This window comes from Sphingobium sp. (genome assembly GCF_033795625.1).
GTDB lineage: Bacteria > Pseudomonadota > Alphaproteobacteria > Sphingomonadales > Sphingomonadaceae > Sphingobium.
On sequence record NZ_JARYGI010000009.1, the window covers coordinates 37,211 to 61,270 of the forward strand.

The following is a 24,060-nucleotide window of genomic DNA, read 5'->3' on the forward strand; positions in this document are numbered from 1 at the left end:
CGATAGGCGCACCGATCCTGTCAGCCTGACGGCTGTGGTCGATCAGCCAAGGATAGTCGGTGGTTCAGGCTCGGGGGTCAGATCACTGCCATGCAGGGTCGACGTCGTGGTCCAGAATGCCATAGCTCCGTGAGCCACCGGCGATGCCGGGACGCGCGGCGCGTCGCGCAGAACCATCGGAACGACACAGCCCATTGATCCGACGCAGTCGAGCGTCAGCCCCTTGCAGGGCTTGCCCGAGGGCTGTTGTTTCTGAGCCATCGCATTCATGCAATCTGCGCTCATTCCCGAAATCGCCATCGGCGCGGAAACCGGGGCCGGGTTAGAGGCATAGGCCGCCGCTTGGCCCATGAGGCCAACCAAGGCTCCCAGCAGGAGGAAGAGATGCAGTACCCGTTTCACAGCCGTTACTTCTTACACCCGTCCTTATCGTAGAACAACGACATCATCGTCCGCCATGACGCGCAAAGACATGCTGTCCACCTGGACCGAAGGCGACGACATTATAGGGGTCCACGTGTTGCCCCGGGACTTCCATCCCCGGCGAGCCCATCGGCATCCCGGCAACCGCAAGTCCACGCACGCCGCGCGGCTTCTGGGCAAGGACGCGCTTCATGTCGGTAATCGGGACATGACCCTCGAATGCCATGCCGTCTACAATCGCTGTATGGCAGGATGACAGGCCCGAAGGAACGCCTTGGGTCCGCTGGAAGCTGGAGCGCTGGCGATCGTCGATGATGGTTACTTGGCGCCCGAACTGCTTACGCACCTGCGCCGCCCACTGCGCGCAGCAGCCACAGCCCGGATCGCGGTGAACCACGATAGGCGTCGCCGCCGCGCTGGCGACCGAAACCGACGCAAGGACCAACGACAATGCGACTTTGAGTTTCATATCGTCCTTCACCGCACCCATTCATCAAGGCTACCACTCTTCATAATACGCGCGACCGCCGCCTACCCCTCAAAAAGTGGCAGACGGTCGCAAGATTACCGTAGCGATCACGAACCGACATTCGTCGATGGGCAATCCAGGGTCGTTGCAGACCTCTCGCACTCGCGTCGATTTATGCAGTCGAAAAGCATTATTGCACCCGAGCAGGCCGCATTTCACATCTCAGCGACCCGGTCGCACGGCCGTAAGTTGACCGTTCGGAGTCCCGCATTCCCAACAGACGTGACGTATCTTTTCCTGTTCAATTCCACGTCGAGCAGAGCGACCCTCAGATCACATATTTGTCCCAGCTCGCATAATGTTCAGCGCTGCGCTTGCCGCGCGGAAGGCTGAGACCGACGAGGGCGAGCCCTATGATCACCGAAACGATCGTTCCCAGGTGGCCGGCCCCCGTCAGCAGGAAAGGGGCAGCAACCAGCCAGGCGCCGAGCGCGCCATTGATGAAGCGCACGGCGCGGGCAACTTCGGCGGTGGCGATGATCGCGACGGTGATGACCAGGGCACCAATGACATGGTCGCTGTTCGCCATGGCGCCCTCATTGCCCAGTGTCACCCGCGTGAGCATGAGGAATGCGCCGAGCGCGATACTGACCGCCAGCGTCCACGGCAGGGTCAGCCCCCGCTTTGCATCGGCCCAAAATGCGGCAGGCGACGACATCAGGTCGGAGGCGTCCTCACTGCCGGCCTCGCTCGCGTCGCCCTGGAAGAAGGTGCGAATCAGCGGCTTGCCGCGGCATTTCGCCCACACAAGGAACTGACCCATGGCGATGACCTCGTCGAGCGCGAAAGGGATCATGATCAGCATGGCGAGGGCGGCGATCAGCGCCAGCGTGCTCCAGGTGCCAATGACGATGGGCTGGCTGATGATGAAATAGATGCTGACCACGCCGAGTGGAATGACCAGGATGCCGAAGAAGGTCACCATCCACGGCATCGTGCGCCAGCGGTCGCGGGTGCCCATCACCGCCATCAGGATCTCGAGCACGTAGCTGATGGTGCCGAGACCGCCGTCGGGAATCGGCCACGCCTTTGACATGTTAGACGTGATGATCTCCTCGGTACCATTGCGCGGATCGCTCAACGAGCCGACAAAGAAGGGTTCCCAGACGCTATCGATGTGGCCCAGTTGGTATGCCGTCAGGATGCGCGAGGTAAGAAGACCTATCAGACCCATCACGACGATCGGCAGCCGCTGGGCATCGGTAGACGGGGAATAGGTCCAGCCGGGTGGGATGTTCTTGGGGTCCATCATCCCTGCCATGCTCATACCCGGCATCATCGGCACGAGCACCGACAGCGCGATCACAGCCGAGCCGATGAGCAAATCGTTGTTGTACTGCGCCGCGCTCGGGCTCCAAAAGATCAACGGCGCGAACAGCAGCCAGATCCCAACGAATGCGACCGCCCACTGAGCCCACGTCTTGGTGCGTGGTACAAGCGACAGCGCACCGAACAGCGCGATGGCAAGCCCGCTGACAAGATCGCTTACGGCCAGCGCGCTTGCACGCCACTCGATCGACGGCAGACCGCGATCGACCGTTACGAACCGCGCCGCCTCACCGACGCGCTGCGCGGTCATGGAGTCGTAGATGAGCGGGCTCGAGGCGAGCCACAGACCGAGGCCGATGTTGGCGTAGAGCGCCCAGCGCGCACGGCGCTCGTCGCGGTCCATCATGGCCATGTGATCGCCATGTGCACCGTGGCTGGACATCGCCATGTCCCCAGCCCCGTGCCCCACAGCGGCATGATCCATGTTGCCATGGTCCTTAGCTCCGTGCTCCATGCCGGGCATCGCGCCGGCTGCCGCTTCAGGCGGGTTATGGTCCAGCTCGGCCGGCTTCGGATCGGACTTGTCGTTCCAGGCGACGAGGTTTTCGTTGAGCTTGTTGTTCCGGTACCAGGCGCGCGGGTGGCGCTTCAACGCCGCAACGATCGTCGGAAGCGTTTCGCGAAGACTGTGCTTCGGCTCCCATCCAAGTAGCGACCGTGCGCGCGAGATATCGAGAATGTAGTGGTCGTTGCTGCTGTCGATCATCCAGGGCTGGATGAAATCGTCGTCGCCGAGTGCCTCGTTCTGAAGAACGATACCAGCCTTCGCGAGCGGCTGCGGGATGCGGATCGTCTTCCAGCCCTCGCCGTGGAGCGCCTCGCCGACGATGTCCTGGATTTCGGCGTAGCCGGGGGCATCGGGTTCGCCGATGAGCAGGGGCAGTTCAGACGGAAGATCGTGCCGCCGATCGACCAGGCGCACCACGGCTTCCGCCAGGTCATCGCGGTGCACCGATGATTGCGCCGCGCACAGCATGCCAGGATAGAAATGCGAGATCAGGCGGTGCTCGTAGATCTGCGATATCTGCTGTGCGAGGAACGCTGAGCGTCCCTCGTCGGCATAGACTCCTGCGGGTCGCAGGTAGACGACGGGTATCCGTCCGTGACGCTCGTGCAGCAGCGCCTCTGTGTCGACTTTGGACTGCGGGTACGCCCAGGAGGCACCGATCGGCGATTCCTCGTTGATGCGCTCCTGCGGAGTGGCGGTCGGTTTATGGACCAGCATCGTGCTGGCGAAGACGAATTGCTCGACATCGAACGACTGGAGTCCGTCGATCAGCCGCCGTGTCCCTTGGACGGTTACCTTGTCGTAGAGCGGATTGGGATCGCCAGAAATGTCATAATACGCGGCGAGATGAATGACGGAAGCAATGCGGTTGCCGTATCGCGCGCGAACCTCCTCGAGCGCAGCGTGAACCGCTTCATCCGAGCCGACATCAATGTCGATAGCGGCGGCGGGCGGTGGTGGCTCGGGCGGACCGGCGCGATCGAGACCGACGACCGTGTAGCGCTCGCCGAGCCGGGCGATCAGGGCCGCGGCGATAAAACCGCTCGCTCCGGTGACGAGGACGATCTCAGAAGCGCCTTTGGCGCCACTCGGACCGCTGCGCTCGATGTCGGTCATACTTCCACCATCCTGCTTCTTTCGCGAAGAGCGTCGATCGCTGGATATTTGAGCAAGATGCGCATGACGAAGCCTTTCCGACAGTACCCGATCATGTGCCCATCCTGTTTACTTCGAAGAACACACCTCAGGAAATCGGCTTTCGTGTATCTATTCCGGTGCTTTCGTCGGTTTGCGGTGGCGGGGGCGACGCACCGCGATCGCGATAGGAGGGCAGGTCCGGAGCGCCATCCGGCGCCGGGTTAGCTTGCAGGCGCGCGATCATCTGTTTCATTTGGGCGATCTCGCGTACCTGCGCGTCGATGATGCCATCGGCCAGCTTTCGAACCTCGGGGTCCTTGATGTGCGCGCGCTCGCTGGTCATGATCGCAATCGAGTGGTGCGGGATCATCGCCTTCATGTAGGAGACGTCGTCGACCGTTTCCTGGCTCCGCACCAGCCAAAGCGCTAAACCAAAAATGGCAGCGCTACCGAGCAGGATGCCGATATTGAGGCGGGTGTTCTTGTACATGCCCCACATGAAACTGAGCATGATCACCGCCATGACCGCGCCCATGACGAGCGCCATCCAGGTGCGCGTCTGGCTGAACTGGACATGGCTCAGCGCATAGGTGTTGAGATACATCAGCCCGAACATCACGACCGTAGACGTCGCAATCATCGCCACGAACCGGCCATAGCCCATGCCTATGCCCATGCCATTCTTCTTGTCTTCCATTGACCGACTCCGTCCTACCTCTAGGCTCCTCACCCTCCTCGGCTGCCAAGGGGGCATGCCTGCAACTCACTTCATACCCAAAGGGATCCAAGATCACCTGGAGTATGACCGGGAGGATGGACATTCAACTTTGATCATAGCCGGGTTTCCGCTGCGCCGTACCTCTGCATTGTTCAGCCAGGCTCTTGGGCGGCGACGCTTAACCGGCCAAGTTCTGAGGGCGCCCTGATGTCGACCGGCTTTGTCGCTATCAATTCCTTGAGCGGCCCGAGCAGCTATGATGATCCTGTTGCATACTGCGGGCGTGAGTGATTTGATCCTTGTACCGCCCGACGGCACCCTGGACCGCGAGAATCGCCCTAATTTACAGGCCATCGAGTACGCGTACCCCTTATCGCCAGAGCACAACCCGCTAGTAGCGGGAGCGTATCAAAAGATGCGATTAGTGCGACGACGTTTTGGCACGGGGTTTGCCCGGAGCTTTGATGGGGCTTCGTAACATTACGCATATTGAGTCGGGAGCCGGGTCCATAGTCTTGGTGGCGAAGAAAGGTTCTTCACCGCCAGTTTTCCTCGGCGGGTCTTGTAAACTCAGCCAAGGAGGCTTCCACCATGTTGCTCAAGAAGAAGATCACCATCGCGCTTGCAGGCCTCGCCGTGCTCGGCGCCGCGCCTACCTACGCCCAGGGCATCGGCCACAGCTTTTTCATGCGTGGATCGATCGTCGGCAAGGACACGACCGGAACGGTCGTTTGTGTGGGTAAGGCCGACGGCGCGACCGTAGGCCAGGTCCTCGAGGTCTACCGTGTGGAAAGCACACCTGGACCTTCGAAGACCCCCGGCGCGGGCTTCCGGCGCGTGGCCGTCGGGCACGTCAAGATCGATCACATTTTCGATGACCATTTCGCGCATGTGAGCATCGCCGACGGCACGCCGAAGGTCCACGACATCGTCGAACTCCGCAGGAAATAAGTCGGCAGCGGGGACGGCGACCGCCGTCCCCACCATCAACGCCACCTCGCTGCAGAACGAGACCGGCACGATCGCTCGCAACCAAGCGACGAACACCGGCCTGGGTGCACGAGACATGAATTGAAAGGAATCGAGATGCGCTTCAAGAAGTCAATATCGATGGCCATGGCGAGTATCGCCCTCGCCGGCGCGGTCCCCGCTCTGGCGACCGGCATCGGCCACAGCTTTTTTATGCGTGGATCGATCATCGGCAAGGACACGACCGGAACGATCGTGTGTGTCGGCAAAGCAGATGGCGCGACAGTCGGACAGGTGCTTGACGTCTATCGCGTGAAGACGCTGCCCGGCTCCGGCTACAAAGGAAGCGGCCCCGCTTATCGCCGAGACCTCATCGGCCACGTCAGGGTCGATCATATATTTGACGACCATTTTGCGCATGTGAGCGTCGCCGACGGCGCTCCCGCAGTTCACGACATCGTCGAGCTCCGCAAGAAATAAGGGCGTGCCGGGGAGGGGCTTGCCGCTCCCCATGATGCCTGATGGCGGCCGCAAGCGACGAAAAGTCGCGCGGCCTTTGAGCGGACAGGAGAGCGGCGATGATCGACCGACGTCCAAATATTTCTCTTGACCCTGGACCTAGGTCCAAGCGGCACTGTGCCTCCGAGACTTGCCATGTCACGGCTTAGAATCGGTGAGCTGGCCGAGGCTGCCGGCGTTCGAAAGGACACCATACGTTATTATGAGCGCACCGGCCTGCTCCCCGCTCCGCAACGGACCAGTGCAGGATACCGCGTCTATCATCCTGCAGACGTCGAACGCATCAAGTTCGTTCGCGCTGCACAGGGGCTCGGTTACACCCTCACCGAAACGCACGCGCTCCTGCTGGTGCGGGCCGGAGACGCCCTCGCCGGGTCGGATATCCTCGCCGTCACGCGGGTCAAACTGCGCGAAGCACTGGTCAGGGTGGAACAGCTCAAGCTTATCGAAACAGGCCTTGAGCAGCTGGGTGAAGCGCCCTCGCACGAAGCCGAAAGCGACCCTTGCCCGATCCTCTTTCTGGTTCGGGACGGGCGGCTGTCTCAATTGGCCGCAGATCAGCCAGAACAAATGTCCGTGGGAGAGGACCACACCACCTGCACAGGGAAGGACTGAACATGAAATACTCTATCTCGCTGGGATTGCTACCACTGGCGCTGCTCGGCGCTTGCGCGACCCTTCCGCCGACTAGCGCGCAGATCGCGAGCTGCAAGGCCATGGAAGACAATATGGGTCTCGCGACGCCCCATGATCACAACGAGATGAAGGGACAGGGGCGCAACCCGATGAATCTCTCGCACGATCGCTGCCTGCAGATTCTCAAGCAGCAATGACACCCTGATCTGTCGGTCGAGCACGCTTATCAAGCTCGTCCGACGGGATTTGCGTTCGACCGCTCACTCTCATTCGGAGACACATCATGAAGACTCACCTCACGAATACGTCCGGGAAGATCGTCTCGGGGCTCACAGCCCTTGCGCTTCTCGGAACGCTTGCTGCGTGCGGCAAGAAGACGGACGGCACGCAAAACCAGGCTGCCTCCAATGCCTCTGCAAGCGCGCCCGGCGCTCTTGAAAACGACACCGCCGCCGCCACGGACTCTGTCGGGACCGACAACACGGCGGCCGATATGGATGAGCGCCACCGTCAGGATATGGACCACAGCGACATGCGCCGGGGTGGGCCGATGATGCCCAATGGCGCCCCGCCTACGAGCACGCCCGACAACAGTCAGTCCGCCCCGATGAAGGATATGTAAGCCGAGCAGGCTGAAAACCCCGGCACTGCCCGACCTGAGCAAGACCAATTCGAAGGAATAATGCCGCGACCTTTCGAATGGTCGCGGCAACGGAGACGCGCCATGACATATTTCACGATCGGAAAGCTGTCGCGTGCGCTCGGCATCCGTCCCGATACCATCCGCTATTACGAGCGCAACGGTCTGCTTCCTCCGCCCGCCCGGTCTTCTGCCGGTTACCGCACCTATGGCGACGCCGATCTCGAGCGCGTGCGGTTCATTCGCAAGGGGCAGCAGCTGGGTTTCACGCTTCGCGAAATCGGAAGCCTGCTCGATTTGCGCGCGTCCGACACCGCGACAACCGCCGATGTCCTGGCCATCACCGAGAGCAAGATAAATGAAGCGACCACCCGTATCGATGATCTGACCCGCATCAAGACCGCCCTGTCCGCCCTGTCCGCCCAATGCTCGATCGACATTCCCATCGCGGATTGCCCGATCCTCGCGCATCTCGCGAGCATTCCCAGGGGAAGCCCACCTGGCGACGGCGACCCTCATGCCGCCCGCGCAGTGAAGGCGTCCATATGAGACCTGTTTTGCAGCGTTTGGGTTTACTGCTGCTTTGGGCAAGTCGGCGCCAAGCGCGCGCGCTCCTCAGCCGAGCAAGTTTAGCCTTGGCTGTTATCGCTGCGGTTGGCGGCCTGGCCCAGCCTTCTGTTGCCGAGCATCTGCCCGGTCAGCATTTGGGCTCGAAGACGGATCTCATCGGTATCTGGTCATTCGACGCCCGGTCCGGGTGCAAGACCGGTACAGCCTGGGAGTTCCGGGCGGATGGATCTTATAATGAGATCAGTTTGCCCGACCGTGCACCGCAGGCCACCGGGACGTGGTACGAACGCGGTGACATCATCTTTTATTCCCTGGCGCGGCCAGAGACAGTCGCCCCGGGGCGGCCTGACAAACGCATGGTGATCATCGAACGCGAACCCGATCGCCTCGTCGCATTGGGAGGTCGCAGAGTTCGCCACGTGATGCACAGGTGTCCGTGATGACCGAGAGCCTCATTGTGGAGGGCATCCACTGGATCACGCGTGCCATCGAAGTCACCGGGACGGCGATCATCGTCGTGGGCGCCGGTTCTTCGCTGATCAGATTCCTGCAGCAATCCCTGAAAGGTCCGATCGACCAACATGTCGTCGGCAACTTCAGGTCGAGCCTCGGTGAAGCCATTCTTCTCGGACTCGAATTCCTGGTTGCGGCCGACATCATCAACACTATCGCGATCCAGCCAACGCTTAGCAGTCTCGCGGTCCTTGCCGGCATTGTGCTGATACGAACCTTCCTGAGTTTCTCGCTAGAGGTCGAGATCAAGGGTCGTTGGCCCTGGCAGCGGGCGACGGGAACCCCGCGCGATGATTGAGCATCGGCGCCGGCTCCGGGCGCCCGGGCGACAACGCCGGGGAAACAGGAAACTACGTATATTGGCGAAAATCGATTTGTGGTCCCTCGGGGCCGTTGCCAGCCGGATGTTCGGCCGGTCATAGCAATGGAGTATTGATCATGATCATGACGCGTTCTTCCCGCTTGCGCGCGCTCGCCCTAGGGGGTGCAATCGTGCTGTCGCCCGCCATCGCCTCGGCCCAGGGGCAAACCACCGGCCATCCGTCGACCCAGTCTGCGCCCTCCGCCAACGGGTCGATGCCGGCAGGCGGCATGGAGAAGCACGACGCGATGCCAGGCATGGCCGGCATGCCGATGCAGGACGACAAGATGCCTGCGGCCATGCCTCCGATGGCAAAGAAGGCCGGATGCTGCGGCATGAAGAAGATGCCGATGGCCAAGCACAAGGCAGCCCCGCACCGCCGCCATGCGAAACCCGCCACCGCGAAGCCGGCGCCGATGCCCGCGGACAAGCCGATGCCCATGAAGGATGACATGTAAGGAAGTCCTCAGGTGACGCGCCCTCACAACAACATCACCGGCCTCAAGCTATCGCGGGCTTTGAGGACGAGCGGTATCGCACTCGCGCTGGCGATGATCTCCGGATCACCGCCAGCGTCGGCGCAGATGGCCGAGTCAGAGCACGCGTCGCATCATCCAGCGGGCGGAGCCGCCGCGCCAGCGGCGATGCCAGCGGGCAACGTGATGGGGGCAGCAGCTCCGGCCGCGGCGAAAGCTGCCGATCCCATGGCGGCGATGATGAAAGGGATGATGGTGCCGTCGCCGGGTACCAAAATGGGCGCGGGACCGGCGGGATGCTGTGGAAACGGCGGCGCCAAACCCTTCTACCCCTCGCTGATGGACTGGCCCGTCCTGACCGATGAGGCACGACGGACGGTACGCGCCGCGGCTCTCGCCCGCCTGGGGTCGGGCGCCGAGGTCCTGACCGCGGAGCAAGCCCGGCTTCACCACGCTCTCATGTCGAACGACACGAAAGGAGCCCAGGATGCGATCAGGGGCGCCCGCGAAGGCCTCGCACTCGCGGACAGCGGAGCAGGCGCGCTCAGGGGCCTCGAAGAGGGCCGCCCTCCCCGGCAGATTGCCCTGAGCTGGTTCAAGACCCAGTCGGGTTTTGCCGTCAGCGACCAGATGGCATACGGAAACGAGCTGGCGGGCCTTTCCTGGTGGCACCTGATCGCGATGGCGCTGCTGGCGGCGGCTCTGGTTGCGGCGCTGCTACTCCGATGGGCGCGGCTGCGCCGCATCGCAAGCTTGGTGGAGCGGCTCGCACCAGGCGGGGCTACACCACCGGCCAGTCCGGCCACCTCTCCGGCCCCGGCCCCCATCGTGCCGGCGCCCGCTGCTCCTGCAGGCGCAGCTACGCCCGGCAGCGCCACGCCGGCAGCGCCGCGCCTGTGGAAAGGCGTCCTGCGGATCACCGCGATCTTCGACGAGACCCCGAGCGTCAAGACGTTCCGGCTCATGGAACCGAACCGCGGGCCGATGCCGTTCACGTTCCTGCCCGGCCAATATGCCTCGATCACCTCGGAGATCGAAGGCCAGAAGGTCCGACGATCCTACACGATCTCGTCGTCGCCCACACAGCGCGACTATATCGAGCTCACGATCAAGCGCGAACAATATGGGCTGGAATCGCGCCATCTCCATGATCATGCCGCTACGGGCGACCTTCTCGAGATTGCGGCGCCCGCGGGCCGGTTCTTCTTCACCGGCAAGGAAGCCGAGGGGATCGTCCTGATCGCCGGCGGAGTCGGCATCACACCGATGATGAGTGTGCTGCGCAGCCTGACGGACCGCTCCTATGAACACGACATCTACCTCCTCTACGGTGTCAACACGCCGACGGATCTGATCTTTCGCGAGGAATGCGACTATCTGGCGCGGCGCCACCACAAGCTTCACATCGTCTCCATCGTCGCAAAGCCCGAAGGGACCGACTGGGCCGGGCCTTCCGGTTATTTGACGGCCGATTTCATCGCCGCTTCCGTTCCCGAAATCGCCAGCAGGCGCGTTCACCTGTGCGGCCCGCCGCCGATGATGGACGCGGTGAAGGCGGCGCTTGCGCAGCTCAAGGTGCCGGCGGAGCAGGTAAAGACGGAGGAATTCGCGCCCCCCAAGGGCGGACCCGTCCTTGAAGATGAACCGGCGGAGACCGCGACCGACAGCTCGGCATCGGCCGCCCCGCAGACGCCGCCCGCCATTCCTTCCGCGCAGGCGACGATCGCTTTTTCGAAGTCCGGCAAAAGCGGTGCACTCGCACCCGATCAGTCCGTGCTCGAGGCGGCGGAGGCCATTGGCGTGGCCATCGACTATGAATGCAGGGTCGGCATCTGCGGAAGGTGCAAGGTCCCGCTGCGGCAGGGCCAAGTGACGATGGAAGTGGAAGACGCTCTCGCCGCCGACGAGAAGGCCGACGGTATCATCCTCGCCTGCCAGGCAAAATCGGTGGGCGATCTCGTGGTGGACGCTTGAGATGACCGAAACCGAGAAAGTAACGGTCGGCGCTCTCTTGACCGCTCTTGCGCTGCTGGTCCCGGCCTTCCTGCTGCATTCCGCGCCGCGGTTCCCCGGGAGCCTGGCGGGAGGCCTGTTCGGCATCGCCGCCGCCCTGCTTTTCGTGCTCCTGCTCGTCTACAGCATCGTGAAGCGGCAGGCGTGGGTCAAGCAGCGCACGCAGCGTCTCGTCTCGCTTGGCGGACTGCTCAGTTTCCATGTGTATGCCGGCGCGATCGGCGCGCTGCTCGGGATTATCCATTCAGGGCACAAGTTTCAAAGTCCGATCGGCATCGCCCTCGTGATCGCGATGCTGACAGTCGTCGTCACGGGCTTCATCGGCCGATATTATCTGGCGCAGGTCGGCCAGGAATTGCGGTTTCAGCAAAAGGAACTCAAGGTCCTGCGCGACCGCTATGACGTCCTGGCGGCCGTATCGGCCGATCTGCACGGTCAGAACATCGTTGATCCATCAGGACTGCCGCTGGACTCGCTGCTCGGCGCGATAGCCGATCTCGAATTCACGATTACCGCACGCGACGTCATCAAGGCCACGCTCGACAGGTGGATCGTCGTGCATATCGTCGCGGCGATCATCATGTACGGATTGCTGACGATGCACATCTGGAGCAGCATCTACTTCGGCCTGCGGTGGTGGCCATGAACCGGACGACCATCGTCTATCTGATCCTTGCGACGCTCGCGGTGGCCGCCGCGATCGCCGTCCCCCTCACCATCTACCGCTCGGGCAGCACCGCGCTGCCGCAATGGGCGTCGTCGGTTCGACCCGGGCCGCTATCGAACGCCCATGCATTTCTCGAAGGCAAGTGCGAGAGCTGTCACACGCCCAATCGCGGGATCAAGGCCGAAACCTGTATTGCCTGCCATGCGTCGGCGCCGGAATTGCTTATGAAGCCGGAGACCGCCTTCCACGTTAACGTCACGGAATGCGCCGGCTGCCATGTCGAACATCAGGGGAGAGACATTCGGCCGGTCCGCATGGATCATGCCGTACTCGAGAAGATCGCCCAGCGTGGCATGAACCATCCCGCGGGGCTCGACTGCCAGTCCTGTCATGCCCCCCGGGACACGCATAAGGGCTTCTTCGGCACGGACTGCGCCAGCTGCCATCTCACGAGCAGCTGGAAGATCAGCGGATTTCTCCACCCCAGCCCCAAATCAACCGAATGTTCGCAGTGCCACAAGCCGCCGCCGAGCCATAACATGATGCACTTCGAAATGATGGACAAGACGATCACCGGCGAGAAGAGCGCCCGCGTGGAGCAGTGCTTCGCGTGTCACCAGACCGACTCATTCAACAATATCAAGGGTGTCGGCATGGTGAAGGTCCATTGACCCGTCATAGGGGTGTACCGGCAACAGTCGCTACGCGCGCTTTACTCCAGCCCGAAAGAGCAATTCGAGGATTTCCCGGAGTTGGAAAGGGCGCTGCCCGACAGCTTTTCCTCGCGCCACGTCCGTTCGCGCGAAAATGCCGCTGCCCGCAGACCACATTCACGAAACCGAACTCAAGGATCCGTAACCGGCCGACCAAAGAACTGGAAAAATGGGACCAGCGTGCACGAGAACCCCGTTGGCGCGCGAGCCGGATTCCCAACAGGACGGCCCTTTGATGAAAGCTCCACGCCCAAAGGCGTCTCGCACCCGCCGATTGCGACGCATCCGCCAAATATTTGGCCCAGGATTTATTGCCGGAGCCGCCGACGACGATCCCAGCGGGATTGCAACCTATGCGCAAGCCGGCGCGGCTTATGGATATATGCTTGGCTGGACCATGCTTCTCACCTGGCCGCTTGCCGCGGCCGTGCAGGAGATCTGTGGTCGAATAGGGCGAAGTACCCGCGCCGGGCTGGCTGAAACCATTCGTCGTCGTTGTCCATCACCCGTTCTAAGGCTCGTTGTCCTCCTCCTGTTCATCGCAAATATCATCAATCTCGGGGCCGACCTGGGTGCAATGGGCTCGGCGATGTCTCTCATAGGCGGCGGTCCCCCGCACCCCTGGGTGATCGTCTTTGCGCTTGCTTCAACATTGCTCGAGACGTTTGTGGACTATCAGCGATATGCCCGGCTCTTGCGATGGATGACCCTGGCGCTCCTGGCTTATGCGGCGACGGCATTTGTGGTGCATGTATCCTGGGGCTCGGTCTTGCGCGGGCTTGTAGTACCAGCCATGCCCGGCTCGGGAGCGTGGATGCTGGTGGCGGCGATCTTTGGCACCACGATCAGCCCCTATCTTTTCTTTTGGCAGGCCTCGCAGGAAGCCGAAGAAGCGGGCCTGGCCAGCGCTGGTGATGCGGAGCCAGGGCCAGACTGGCAAGTGCGCCGTATCCGACTGGACAGCTGGCTCGGAATGCTGTTCTCGAACGTCATTGCCATCTTCATCATCGTGACGACGGCCGCAACTCTGAATGTCGCTGGAACCACCCAGATTGATACGGCTGCTCAAGCGGCCGAGGCGCTTCGACCGCTTGCAGGCGATTTTGCCTTCGCGCTTTTCGCTGTCGGAATCATCGGGACCGGCATGCTCGCCATTCCGGTGCTCGCCGGCTCTGCGGCCTATGCCGTTTCTGAAGCATTTGGTTGGCGGACCGGCCTTGCGCAAAGCGCTGGGCGGGCCAAGGCCTTCTATGGCGTAATTGCTGCCGCGGGGTTGCTGGGTGTGCTTGTGCACTTCTCCTCGATCGATCCGATGAGGGCATTGCTATGGAGTGCTGTCGTCAACGGCTTTGTTGCAGCCCCACTTATTGCCCTGGTGATATGGCTCGGCTCGGATTCCGAAGCGATGAACGGCCAGCCCATTCCTCGGCGGCTGCAACTGCTCGGTGGCGCAGCCTGTCTGGTCATGGTCGGTGTTGCCATAATGACCACAGTTTCGTGGATCGCCCCGACCGCGCGATAAATGATGATGATCCCCTGGCGATCCAGCGCTCGCACGCACAGATCAAGCTTGGCACGAGATTGACGCGTTCCGCCCTCAGCAATTTCAGCATCGTGAATCCGGCCGACGCGCGGCCTGGCTCAGGCGACGCCGGTCAGCAAGTCCTGCGCACATTACGTAACGCGACGTGTGTGTGCTTGCCATAAATCGAAGAAATGCAAGCCAATCGCCCAAGTCACCGCGCCAGCATTAACGCCGTCAGGCCGGCGCGGCCGCGCAATCCTGTGTCCAAGCTGCTCAGGCGTGGAGACAGAATATTGGCCTTGACTCTGGACGGTGGTCGAAGCCCGACAACATGGTCGGATCATGAACCCCATTGCTCGGCAACCGTCGTCTTGCCGCGGCGCGAACACGAGGGAGCAGCGGACGCGGCCCCCAAGGCGGCATGAGCCGCTCTGAGAGATATTTTCATATTTGAGGTCGAGCATGAACCACTCTGTGATCATTCCCCCGCTCAAGCGTATCGCTGTCGTAGGAACCTGCATTCCAAGGCAGTGTGGCATCGCCACCTTCACCAACGATCTGCAGCAGGCGTTGAAGAACTGCGATTCCGATCTCTCTTCAATGACGATCGCGTTGACGGACGATGCCAACACTTACGCCTATCCGCCCGATGTCGCCCTGGAGATCCAGCAGGCCTCGCCCGCGTCCTATGCAGTCGCCGCCGACTTCCTCAACGTGTCGAACGTCGATCTCGTTTCTCTTCAGCACGAGTTCGGGATCTTCGGAGGTGAGGCCGGTGAATTCATCCTTGGCCTTCTCAGCGGCCTCAACGCTCCGATCGTCACGACGCTGCACACCGTACTGGCCAACCCCAACCCTGCACAACGTCGCGTCATGGATGGCATCATCAAACACTCATCCCGCCTCGTCGTCATGGCGGACAAAGGACGGCGCATTCTGCAGGACGTCTATGATGTCCCGACCGAGCACATCGCCGTGATACCCCACGGCGTTCCGGACCGCGCCTTTATCGATCCGGCGATGGCGAAGCACAAACTGGGACTTGCAGACCGGACCTTGTTGATGACCTTTGGCCTGCTTGGTCCAGGCAAAGGTATCGAAACGGCAATTCGCGCAGTGCCGGCACTCGTTCGCGACCATCCCAATCTGCTCTATATGATTGTCGGCGCGACCCACCCCAACCTCGTTAGGGATGAAGGCGAACGCTATCGCGATAGCCTCGTTGCACTCGCAACCGAACTCGGCGTCATCGAGAATATTTGCTTTGTCGACCGTTATCTCTCACTGGATGAGCTGCTCGACCATTTGGCTGCATGCGATATCTACCTATCGCCTTACCCCAATGAAGCGCAGATCGTTTCAGGAACGCTCGCTTACGCTGTTGCCCTTGGTAAAGCGGTCGTCTCCACGCCCTTCTGGTATGCGCAGGAACTGCTCGCCGACCATTGTGGCGTGCTGGTGCCTTTTTCGGAACCGGATGCACTCGGAGCTGCCGTCGCTCGATTGATCGTCGATGGCGCGTCGCGTAGCGAGATTAGAACCCGCGCGTACGAGCGCGGTCGCGCGATGATCTGGTCGAGCGTGGCGAAGCAGTACCTGAAAGTCTTCTCCGATGTCCGATTTGAAAGACGCTCCGGCGCTTCTCGGGCTATACGTCCTGTAAATGACGAAGCCTGGAACAGGGCGCTTCCACCGATAAACACGGACCATCTCGCCGCTCTTACCGACATGGTCGGCGTAACCCAGCACACAAAATTCGCGGTTCCGGACCGGAGACACGGCTATTGCCTCGATGACAACGCGCGCGCGCTGTTGCTTCTCTCCGAACTATCGACGCTGCGTTCTCTTACTCCACACGAGGAGCAGCTTGCGTTGACATATGCCGCATTCGTTGAGCACGCCTGGTCGCCAAAGGATAACCGCGTCCACAATTTCATGGGGTTCGACCGCACATGGCTCGACGATGCGGGAGCCGACGACGCGCATGGCCGCACGGTCTGGGCGCTGGGGGCGGTCGCAATGCGAAAAGACGATCGATTCCTGGACGGATGGGCCGCCGCGCGCTTGCTGGAGATGGCGCCGGCGTTGGTAGCGCTGACCACGCCGCGTGCCTGGGCCTACGGGCTGCTCGGCATCTCAAAGCTTCTCCGGCGCTTCCCGGGCCATCGCAATCTGGAACAGCTGCGAGGAGAACTGTCCAATCGCTTGTTCCAACGTTGGTCTGACGCCGCCGCGCCCGACTGGATCTGGTTCGAAGACAGGCTCGGCTATGACAATGCCCGATTGTGTGAAGCTCTCATCGAAAGCGGCCATGACACTGGCAACGAGTCTCACCTTGATGCCGGCCTCGATACGCTGCGCTGGCTGATGACGCTGCAGACGGCTGAAGCTGGGCACTTTCGGCCGATCGGAACCGAAACATTTGGAAGCGACAGGCGGCGCCCGCAGCCGTTCGACCAGCAGCCTCTCGAGGCTTGTGCAGCGGTGAGCGCATGCCTTACCGCGGCCCGAGTCACCAGCGACGTCCGGTGGAAGCGCGAAGCGCGCCGGGCCTTCAATTGGTTTCTCGGGGCAAACGACCTTGGCATCCCCGTCGTGGACGTCGAACGAGGCGCCTGCTTCGATGGTCTCCATCCAGACCGGCGCAATGCCAACCAAGGCGCTGAATCGACGCTCGCATATCTTTCCGCACTGACCGCGATCCTGAGCACGGCCGAACAGGATAGCTCGTCGAGCAGAGCGGCACGCGTAGTCGAACTCTGCGCGGCCGGTACTAAGCCTCTCAGGCGGGTACCCAACGGGGTCCGAACAGGTCTTCCCGAAGACCGCCCAGAAGCTCAGCTTTCCTGTGGATGCCCAAATCCATGACGACGGTATCGGCTCAGCCGGCTGAAAAGGCCCGAGCGCTCAAAAGGTCCGCGACCGACTCCATCGGTCCGTTGGCGATGGATGCCGTACAGAAAGCTGAGGCATGAGCAGATGCGTATAGCGATGATCGGCCTCGGCAGGATGGGTGCCAATATCGCGCGCCGTCTGATGCGCGGCGGTCACGAGATCGTCGCCTATGATCGGAACCCGCCGCTGGTGGCCATGCTGGCCGGCGAAGGCGCGACCCCCGCCGCTTCGCTTGAGGAGGTCGCAGCCACGCTGGAGGGGCCGCGCATCTTCTGGGTGATGCTGCCAGCCGGACCGCCGACGGAGAGCACGATCGAGACGCTGATGGGCCTCGCCTCCCCAGGCGACATAATCATCGACGGCGGCAACAGCTTCTACAAGGACGACATCCGCCGGGCGAAGCTGTGCGCCATGAAGGGGCTCCACTATGTCGATGTGGGCACCTCAGGCGGCGTGTGGGGCCTCGACCGAGGCTATTGCATGATGATCGGAGGCGATGCTGCGACGCTCGTCAGTCTCGATCCTCTCTTCGAGGCCCTGGCACCAGGCTTCGGGACGATCGCACGCACGCCGGATCGCGGCGATCCCAACGAGGATGCCCGTGCCGAGAAGGGCTATATCCACACCGGTCCCGCCGGCTCGGGCCATTTCGTCAAGATGGTGCACAACGGCATCGAATATGGCTTGATGCAGGCCTATGCTGAGGGGTTCGACATCCTGAAGGGCAAGTCATCGGCCAAGCTGCCGGAAGACGAGCGCTTCGACCTCAACCTGACGGACATCGCCGAAGTTTGGCGTCGCGGAAGCGTCATCTCCTCGTGGTTGCTCGATCTGACCGCAACGGCGCTCGCGAAGGACCAAATGCTGGAACAATTCTCCGGCCAGGTCGCGGATTCCGGCGAGGGTCACTGGACGATCGAGGCGGCAATGGAGGAGGCAGTCCCTGCCTACGTGCTCTCAGCGGCACTGTTCGCGCGCTACCGCAGCCGCGTCGACACAACGTTCGGCGACAAGCTGCTCTCGGCGATGCGGTTCGGCTTCGGTGGCCATGTCGAGATGCCGCAATGAGCGATGCTCCGACTGCGCCCTCTGCCACCTTCGTTATCTTCGGCGCACTCGGAGACCTCGCCCGCCGCTTGCTGATACCCGCGCTCGTCAACCTCGCTCGGGCCGACTTGCTGAAGGAGGATTTGGCGCTCGTCGGTGTCAGCCATCATGACATCGACGACGAACAGCTGCGCGCGGCGCTTGACGAAGGCGTGGAGGACGATGCCAACTGGCAATGGCTCCGCAGTCGTATCCGCTATTTGAAAGGCGATTTCGCCGACCCGGCAATGTATCAGGGTCTCGGCCGCCAACTCGCCGGCAACGCGATATTCTACCTCGCCACCGCGCCGACTTTCTTCGGGACCGTCGTCAATCAGCTCGGCGATGCAGGACTGCTCACCGAGACCGATGGTTTCCGCCGCGTCGTGATCGAAAAACCGTTCGGGACCGACCTTGTCTCCGCGCAGGCGCTGAACCGGCAAATCCTTTCCCGCGCCAGCGAGTCCCAGATCTACCGGATCGATCATTTCCTTGGGAAGGAGACCGTGCAGAACATCATGGTCACACGCTTCGGCAACACCATGATGGAGGCCGTCTGGAACAACCGCTACGTTGACCATGTCCAGATAACGGCGGCCGAGGCAGTGACCGTCGGCACCCGCGGCAGATTCTACGACGCCACCGGCGCATTGCGGGACATGGTTCCCAATCATCTCTTCCAGCTACTGGCGATGATAGCGATGGAGCCCCCGATCAGCTTCGATGCCGATGCGATCCGCACGGAGAAGGAGAAGGTGATTGCCGCCATCCTGCCGATCGACCCGGCCGAGGCCATTCGCGGGCGCTATTGCTCGGGCTCAGTCGCTGGCAAGGCCGTTCCCGCCTATCTCGACGAGCCCGACGTGGACCCTGCCAGCCGCACGGAGACCTTCGCCGCACTCAAGTTGCACGTAGAGACATGGCGGTGGTCGGGCGTGCCCTTTTATCTACGCACCGGGAAGGCGCTGGCGACCCGTGATACCGAGATCGTCGTCCAATTCCGCGACGTGCCGCTGGCGCTTTTCCAGGAGACGGTGGTGGACCGGCTGCCCCCCAACCGTCTTGTGGTGCAAATCCAGCCCGACGAGGGCATCAGCCTCGAGTTTGTGGTCAAGCGGCCTGGGCTCGTCGTGAACACTGCGCCAGTGGCAATGGATTTCCGCTACCGTGACCATTTCGACGTTGGCCACCAGACCGGCTACGAAACTTTGCTGTATGACGTGCAATCCGGCGACCAGACGCTGTTTCAGCGCGCCGCGCAAATCGAAGGTGGCTGGCGCGCTGTGCAGCCGCTCCTCGATCTGTGGACGCAGGGCACTCCCGAGGACTATGCCGCAGGCAGCGCCGGCCCAGAAAGTGCGGATGCGCTGATGCACCGCTCGCATCGACGCTGGCATCACCTGGGATGAGCAGCCCTATTCGCCTGATCGTCTCCGATATAGATGGCACGCTCGTCCGCCAGGACAAAAGCCTCTCCGAAGGCGTCATCTCTGCAGTTGGACGCGCCAGAGCAGCTGGTATTGCGGTGAGCCTGATCAGTGCTCGCCCGCCCAGCGGCATGCTTTGGATCGCGAGACGGCTGGAACTCCCGGGCGTCATCGGCGCTTTCAATGGCGGCACGATCGTCGAGACGGATGGGGCTGTCATCTCGGCCGACCAACTCGATCCCGAGTGCGCCGCGCGGACGCTCGCCCTGCTCGAGCACCCAGCCGTCACGCCCTGGCTGTTCACGGGCGGCCTCTGGTACGCACGCGCGGCCGACGATGTGTACGTTCCGCGCGAGCGCCGCGCGGCAAACATCGAGCCGATAATCAGGGACAACTTCGCGGGATTGCTCGCACACACTGACAAGATCGTCGGCGTCAGCAACGACCAAGCACTCCTCGCGCGACTTGACGGCGATATCGCGGCAGCGCTCGGACGCTCTGCGACTGTCGGCCGTTCACAGCCTTACTATCTCGACATTACCGCCGCCCAGGCCAACAAAGGTGATGGCGTCGCCGCCCTGGCAGCCGCGATCGGAGTGCCGCTCGCCAACGTTGCCGTCTTGGGGGACGAGCGCAATGACCTTCCAATGTTCGCGCGCGCTGGCCTCTCAATTGCGATGGGACAGGGTCCCGACGCGGTCCGCTCAGCCGCTGACCAGGTGACTGTGTCGAACGAGGAGGACGGCGCTGCCCAGGCGATAGACAATATCATCCAGACGGAGGCTGCGAGATGATCCAGCCATTGTCGGTCGCGCCATCGATGTGCGCGACGAGGTGGCGCGCAAAAAATGTGCAGCGCCGCACGAGCCGGGCCAAAGGCGGATCCGCTGCGGCATCTTGGAAAGGCGCATCGCGTTCGGAGATCCACCAGAGCCGGCGATCGTGCCTTAGCGCCGCCTACCTGCCGAGCGACCGCACCCTGATTGGAGTCCACCGATGAAGCGACTTTTCGCCTTCGATCTCGACGGCACGCTGGCTGAAAGCAAGCAGCCGATCGACCAGAATATGGTCGAGTTGCTTGCCGCGCTGCTCGATCTCGTCGGCGTCGCGGTTATCTCCGGTGGCGACTGGCCGCAGTTCGAAGCGCAAGTCGTGTCGCTGCTGCCGAGCAGTGCCAACCTCCGGCAGCTCTTCATTATGCCGACGACGGGCACCAAACTCTACCGTTTCGAGAGCAGCTGGAAACCAGTCTATGCTGATGTGTTCGACCCCGACGAACGCCAGCGCATTCTGCGCGCGTTTGAACAGGCTCTGGACGAGATGGACCTGGCGCACGAGAAGATATGGGGCGAGCGGATCGAGGACCGCGGAAGCCAGATTACTTTCTCTGGACTTGGACAGGAGGCGCCGCTCGATGCAAAGAAAGCGTGGGATCCCGACTTCGCCAAGCGCAAGGCACTGCAGGCGGCGCTTCGATCACGACTGCCGGAATTGTCCGTCAACGTGGGAGGATCAACCTCCATCGACATTACTCGCCAAGGTATCGACAAGGCCTACGGAATGCGCCGTCTTTCCGAGGAATCCGGCATTCCGCAGTCGGCCATGCTGTTCATGGGGGACGCGATCTATCCCGGTGGCAATGACGATCCCGTTCGCGCAGCCGGAATCGACGTAATCCCCGTGCGAGACGTGGCGGAGACCCGAACCGCGATCATGGCAATCCTCGCTTGCCTCGCGCCTGATCCCGCTCTGGCCGAGCAATAACCACAGGTGCGAGATGACCCGCCGCCCGGGCGCGTCTCACGCCGGCCGGAACAAGAATTCTCCACCCGGCGGCCGACTATTCCCTGTGAGCCAAAGTGACCTACTCCATCACATCGAGGAGATTGTCGATCGATGCCGTAGCGAAGGCAGTAAAGCTGTCCGCCACGCCATAAGGGAGCAACATCGTCCGACCCTGAACAATCGCACCGCAACTGTAGACGACGTTGGGCACGTAACCGTCTCGCTCGTGGGGACTGGGGAAGAGCACCGGGCGCGGCGTGCGGGCCAGCAGCTTCGATGGGTCGTTTTTGTCGAGCAGACACGCGCCGATGCAGTAGTTTCGCACCGTGCCGACACCGTGGGTCATCACCAGCCAGCCTTCGTCGAGCTCGATCGGCGACCCGCAATTTCCCACCTGCACGAATTCCCAGGGGAACTTTGGCGTAATGAGCTTTTCGCCCCCTTCCCAGTTCAGCAGCTCATCGGAAAAATGTAGCCAGATGTTCTTGCTGTCCTGACGCCCAAGCATTGCGTACTTGCCCGCGATGCGCCGCGGAAAGAGGGCCATACCCTTTCCGCTCGAGGCGCGACCGCTCAGAACGCGCATGTCGAACGACCGAAAATCGGACGTCGTCAGCAATTCCGATCGCACTTGGCCCCCGCCGAACGCGGTATAGGTTCCATGATAGATCATGCTGCCGTCATCTTCGCAGAAGCGGACGAGGCGCGTATCTTCGATGCCTTGCGTTTGGCTTGGCAGTACCGGGAACAGCACGGTCTCCGAAATCGACCTGCCACCAGCGCAGCAAAGGCGCGCCGCTACGCCCTCACCTCTCGGACAGGTATCGATAAGGGGCGCTACCGATGTCGGACTGGCATCATCGACGACGAGCGCTCCTCCCGGCGTCCAGGTGCCAGTGCGGAACGTCACGGACGACACATGTCCCTCGCCAATTCCCCGCAACGAGATCACGAAACGGATGGTGCCTTCGGCAAGACCCGACTGGTCGGGATGGAGTACCGCGCTTGGATTGAACAAGGCGGCCGCCTCATATGCAAATTCCTCGCTGCAATAGGCACCGATCAATCGTCGTTGCGCAGCGTTCGTCCGATCAGCGCCTTTAATCCGACCGGCGATATCGTCGAATTGGCGAAGCAGCATGGCATCAACATCACGATGGTTCTCGTCCAGCGACAGCGTCACGCCTTTCAACTGGCGGGCCAACTCAGCCTCGTCGAGACCCATGATCAGGTCGACTGTCTCCTGCGTGCGGGATGGACCGTCGTCGAAGCCTCTGGGGTAACTCGGCTCAAATGGCCGGACGACAGTGCGTGATGGATCGGGTCGAAGCACGCGGTCGTAAAAGGTGAGCTTGGCGCGTTCGGTCATGCCGGCCGGTCTCCACCCAGGGCGCTGCCGCGACCAAGGAGATCTATGACCGCTTTGTGCCGGTCCCACGGTACGAGAAAACTCGCCCCGGGGTCGCGGCACGTGACCCGCCGACGTCGAGAGCCGAGGCTAACTCGATGCGAGAGCGGTTGTTCCGCGCAGGCTTTGAGCGAGCGCGCCGTCACTGGGCGCCGCCCTCGAAGTCGATCACGATCCGGCCTTCGATTTCGCCATGATGCATGCGCGCGAAGATGTCGTTGATATTCTCCAGCGTGTCCGTCGTGACGGTCGCGTGAACCTTGCCCTCGGCGGCAAAATCAAGGGCTTCCTGCAGATCGAGGCGAGTGCCGACAATGGAGCCGCGAACGGTGATCCCGTTGAGGACCGTGTCGAAGATCGACAGCGGAAAGTCGCCTGGCGGAAGCCCGTTCAACGCCACCGTGCCGCCCCGCCTGACCATGCCGAGTGCCTGCTTGAATGCGATCGGCGACACGGCGGTGACAAGTGCGCCATGGGCGCCCCCGATCTCCTTCTTGATGAATGCCGCGGGGTCGACGTTGCGCGCGTTGACGGAGAGATCTGCGCCCAGTCGCTCCGCGAGCGCGAGCTTGGCGTCGTCGATATCGACGGCCACGACATTGAGCCCCATCGCCTTGGCATATTGCACGGCCATATGCCCGAGACCGCCGATGCCCGAGATCGCCACCCAATTGCCGGGCCGTGTGTCCGTGACCTTCAGCCCCTTGTAGACCGTCACGCCGGCGCACAGGATCGGGGCGATGTCGATGAACCCGATATTGGCCGGCAGGTGACCGACATAGTTGGGATCGGCGAGAACATATTCGGCAAAACTGCCATTCACCGAATAGCCGGTATTCTGCTGGGCCTCGCAGAGCGTTTCCCATCCGCCGAGGCAATGAACACAGTGCCCGCAGGCGGTGTAGAGCCAGGGGACGCCGACACGGTCGCCCTCCTTCACATAGGTCACGCCGCTACCCACCGCGACCACATGACCGACACCCTCATGGCCGGGAATGAACGGTGGATTGGGCTTGACCGGCCAGTCCCCCTCGGCCGCGTGAAGGTCTGTATGACAAACGCCGGTCGCCGCGATCTTCACCAGGATCTGGCCCGGGCCAGGCATCGTGACCGGCACTTCCTCGATCACCAGCGGTTGGCCAAATTCGCGTACGACCGCAGCTTTCATGGTCTTGTTCATCGTGGTGTTCCTTGCAGAGGCGGCCGCGCGGAT

General features: G+C 62.1%; 23 protein-coding genes. 17 read left to right on the plus strand and 6 right to left on the minus strand.

Features of this window, described 5'->3' with window-relative positions:
* Positions 1 to 42: 42 nt before the first annotated feature.
* The 4 genes from QHC67_RS06520 to QHC67_RS06535 all read right to left on the minus strand — a co-directional run bounded on the left by QHC67_RS06520 (position 43) and on the right by QHC67_RS06535 (position 4,623).
* Positions 43 to 402, minus strand: a complete 360-nt coding sequence (locus tag QHC67_RS06520; protein ID WP_319292553.1) for a hypothetical protein — start codon at positions 400 to 402, stop codon at positions 43 to 45.
* A 43-nt stretch (positions 403 to 445) separates the two neighbouring features.
* Positions 446 to 892, minus strand: a complete 447-nt coding sequence (locus tag QHC67_RS06525; RefSeq protein ID WP_031308719.1) for a DUF411 domain-containing protein — start codon at positions 890 to 892, stop codon at positions 446 to 448.
* A gap of 328 nt (positions 893 to 1,220) precedes the next feature.
* Positions 1,221 to 3,905: an NAD-dependent epimerase/dehydratase family protein gene (locus QHC67_RS06530; RefSeq protein ID WP_024018514.1), complete on the minus strand. Its 2,685-nt coding sequence runs from the start codon at positions 3,903 to 3,905 to the stop codon at positions 1,221 to 1,223.
* A gap of 127 nt (positions 3,906 to 4,032) precedes the next feature.
* Positions 4,033 to 4,623: a DUF305 domain-containing protein gene (locus tag QHC67_RS06535; protein WP_024018513.1), complete on the minus strand. Its 591-nt coding sequence runs from the start codon at positions 4,621 to 4,623 to the stop codon at positions 4,033 to 4,035.
* A gap of 612 nt (positions 4,624 to 5,235) precedes the next feature.
* Between QHC67_RS06535 and QHC67_RS06540 the strand changes: the two genes are divergently transcribed.
* The 17 genes from QHC67_RS06540 (at position 5,236) to QHC67_RS06620 (ending at position 21,418) form a co-directional block, all read left to right on the plus strand.
* Complete coding sequence (locus QHC67_RS06540; RefSeq protein ID WP_024018512.1) at positions 5,236 to 5,595, plus strand: hypothetical protein; 360 nt, start codon at positions 5,236 to 5,238, stop codon at positions 5,593 to 5,595.
* Positions 5,596 to 5,730: 135 nt separating this feature from the next.
* The gene (locus tag QHC67_RS06545; RefSeq protein WP_024018511.1) at positions 5,731 to 6,093 is read left to right on the plus strand and encodes a hypothetical protein; all 363 of its coding nucleotides are present in this window, start codon (positions 5,731 to 5,733) and stop codon (positions 6,091 to 6,093) included.
* Positions 6,094 to 6,267: 174 nt separating this feature from the next.
* On the plus strand, positions 6,268 to 6,747 hold the full coding sequence (locus QHC67_RS06550) for a MerR family transcriptional regulator (protein ID WP_082679233.1): 480 nt from the start codon (positions 6,268 to 6,270) through the stop codon (positions 6,745 to 6,747).
* Positions 6,748 to 6,749: 2 nt separating this feature from the next.
* Entirely contained in the window at positions 6,750 to 6,965 is a 216-nt protein-coding gene (locus QHC67_RS06555; RefSeq protein WP_024018509.1) for a hypothetical protein, read from the plus strand.
* 86 nt (positions 6,966 to 7,051) lie between these two features.
* Complete coding sequence (locus QHC67_RS06560) at positions 7,052 to 7,390, plus strand: hypothetical protein (RefSeq protein ID WP_024018508.1); 339 nt, start codon at positions 7,052 to 7,054, stop codon at positions 7,388 to 7,390.
* 102 nt (positions 7,391 to 7,492) lie between these two features.
* Positions 7,493 to 7,957, plus strand: a complete 465-nt coding sequence (locus QHC67_RS06565; RefSeq protein WP_024018507.1) for a heavy metal-responsive transcriptional regulator — start codon at positions 7,493 to 7,495, stop codon at positions 7,955 to 7,957.
* A 460-nt stretch (positions 7,958 to 8,417) separates the two neighbouring features.
* On the plus strand, positions 8,418 to 8,789 hold the full coding sequence (locus QHC67_RS06570) for a DUF1622 domain-containing protein (protein ID WP_024018505.1): 372 nt from the start codon (positions 8,418 to 8,420) through the stop codon (positions 8,787 to 8,789).
* A gap of 134 nt (positions 8,790 to 8,923) precedes the next feature.
* Positions 8,924 to 9,310 (plus strand): hypothetical protein, encoded by a 387-nt coding sequence (locus tag QHC67_RS06575; protein ID WP_088181972.1) that lies wholly within the window; start codon positions 8,924 to 8,926, stop codon positions 9,308 to 9,310.
* A 12-nt stretch (positions 9,311 to 9,322) separates the two neighbouring features.
* Positions 9,323 to 11,302, plus strand: coding sequence for an FAD-binding oxidoreductase (locus QHC67_RS06580; protein WP_024018503.1), 1,980 nt, complete (start codon positions 9,323 to 9,325; stop codon positions 11,300 to 11,302).
* A gap of 1 nt (position 11,303) precedes the next feature.
* Entirely contained in the window at positions 11,304 to 11,987 is a 684-nt protein-coding gene (locus QHC67_RS06585) for an iron reductase (protein ID WP_024018502.1), read from the plus strand.
* Positions 11,984 to 12,679 carry a cytochrome c3 family protein gene (locus tag QHC67_RS06590; RefSeq protein ID WP_024018501.1) on the plus strand — a complete coding sequence of 232 codons (696 nt, stop codon included), beginning with the start codon at positions 11,984 to 11,986 and terminating at the stop codon, positions 12,677 to 12,679. The genes QHC67_RS06585 and QHC67_RS06590 overlap by 4 nt, the downstream gene beginning before the upstream one ends.
* Positions 12,680 to 12,956: 277 nt before the next feature.
* Positions 12,957 to 14,243, plus strand: a complete 1,287-nt coding sequence (locus tag QHC67_RS06595) for an NRAMP family divalent metal transporter (RefSeq protein WP_052028229.1) — start codon at positions 12,957 to 12,959, stop codon at positions 14,241 to 14,243.
* Positions 14,244 to 14,708: 465 nt separating this feature from the next.
* Positions 14,709 to 17,114, plus strand: coding sequence for a glycosyltransferase family 4 protein (locus tag QHC67_RS06600; protein ID WP_024018499.1), 2,406 nt, complete (start codon positions 14,709 to 14,711; stop codon positions 17,112 to 17,114).
* Positions 17,115 to 17,195: 81 nt separating this feature from the next.
* Positions 17,196 to 18,209, plus strand: coding sequence for a phosphogluconate dehydrogenase (NAD(+)-dependent, decarboxylating) (gene gnd, locus QHC67_RS06605; protein WP_119750000.1), 1,014 nt, complete (start codon positions 17,196 to 17,198; stop codon positions 18,207 to 18,209).
* Entirely contained in the window at positions 18,206 to 19,636 is a 1,431-nt protein-coding gene (gene zwf, locus QHC67_RS06610) for a glucose-6-phosphate dehydrogenase (protein ID WP_024018497.1), read from the plus strand. Before gnd ends, zwf begins: the two co-directional genes overlap by 4 nt.
* The gene (locus tag QHC67_RS06615) at positions 19,633 to 20,448 is read left to right on the plus strand and encodes a Cof-type HAD-IIB family hydrolase (protein WP_024018496.1); all 816 of its coding nucleotides are present in this window, start codon (positions 19,633 to 19,635) and stop codon (positions 20,446 to 20,448) included. The genes zwf and QHC67_RS06615 overlap by 4 nt, the downstream gene beginning before the upstream one ends.
* Before the next feature lie 202 nt (positions 20,449 to 20,650).
* The gene (locus QHC67_RS06620; RefSeq protein ID WP_024018495.1) at positions 20,651 to 21,418 is read left to right on the plus strand and encodes an HAD-IIB family hydrolase; all 768 of its coding nucleotides are present in this window, start codon (positions 20,651 to 20,653) and stop codon (positions 21,416 to 21,418) included.
* 100 nt (positions 21,419 to 21,518) lie between these two features.
* Here QHC67_RS06620 and QHC67_RS06625 read toward each other — a convergent pair whose 3' ends face one another.
* The gene (locus QHC67_RS06625; protein WP_024018494.1) at positions 21,519 to 22,808 is read right to left on the minus strand and encodes a glycoside hydrolase family 130 protein; all 1,290 of its coding nucleotides are present in this window, start codon (positions 22,806 to 22,808) and stop codon (positions 21,519 to 21,521) included.
* A 181-nt stretch (positions 22,809 to 22,989) separates the two neighbouring features.
* On the minus strand, positions 22,990 to 24,027 hold the full coding sequence (gene adhP / locus QHC67_RS06630; protein ID WP_024018493.1) for an alcohol dehydrogenase AdhP: 1,038 nt from the start codon (positions 24,025 to 24,027) through the stop codon (positions 22,990 to 22,992).
* Between the last annotated feature and the right edge of the window lie 33 nt (positions 24,028 to 24,060).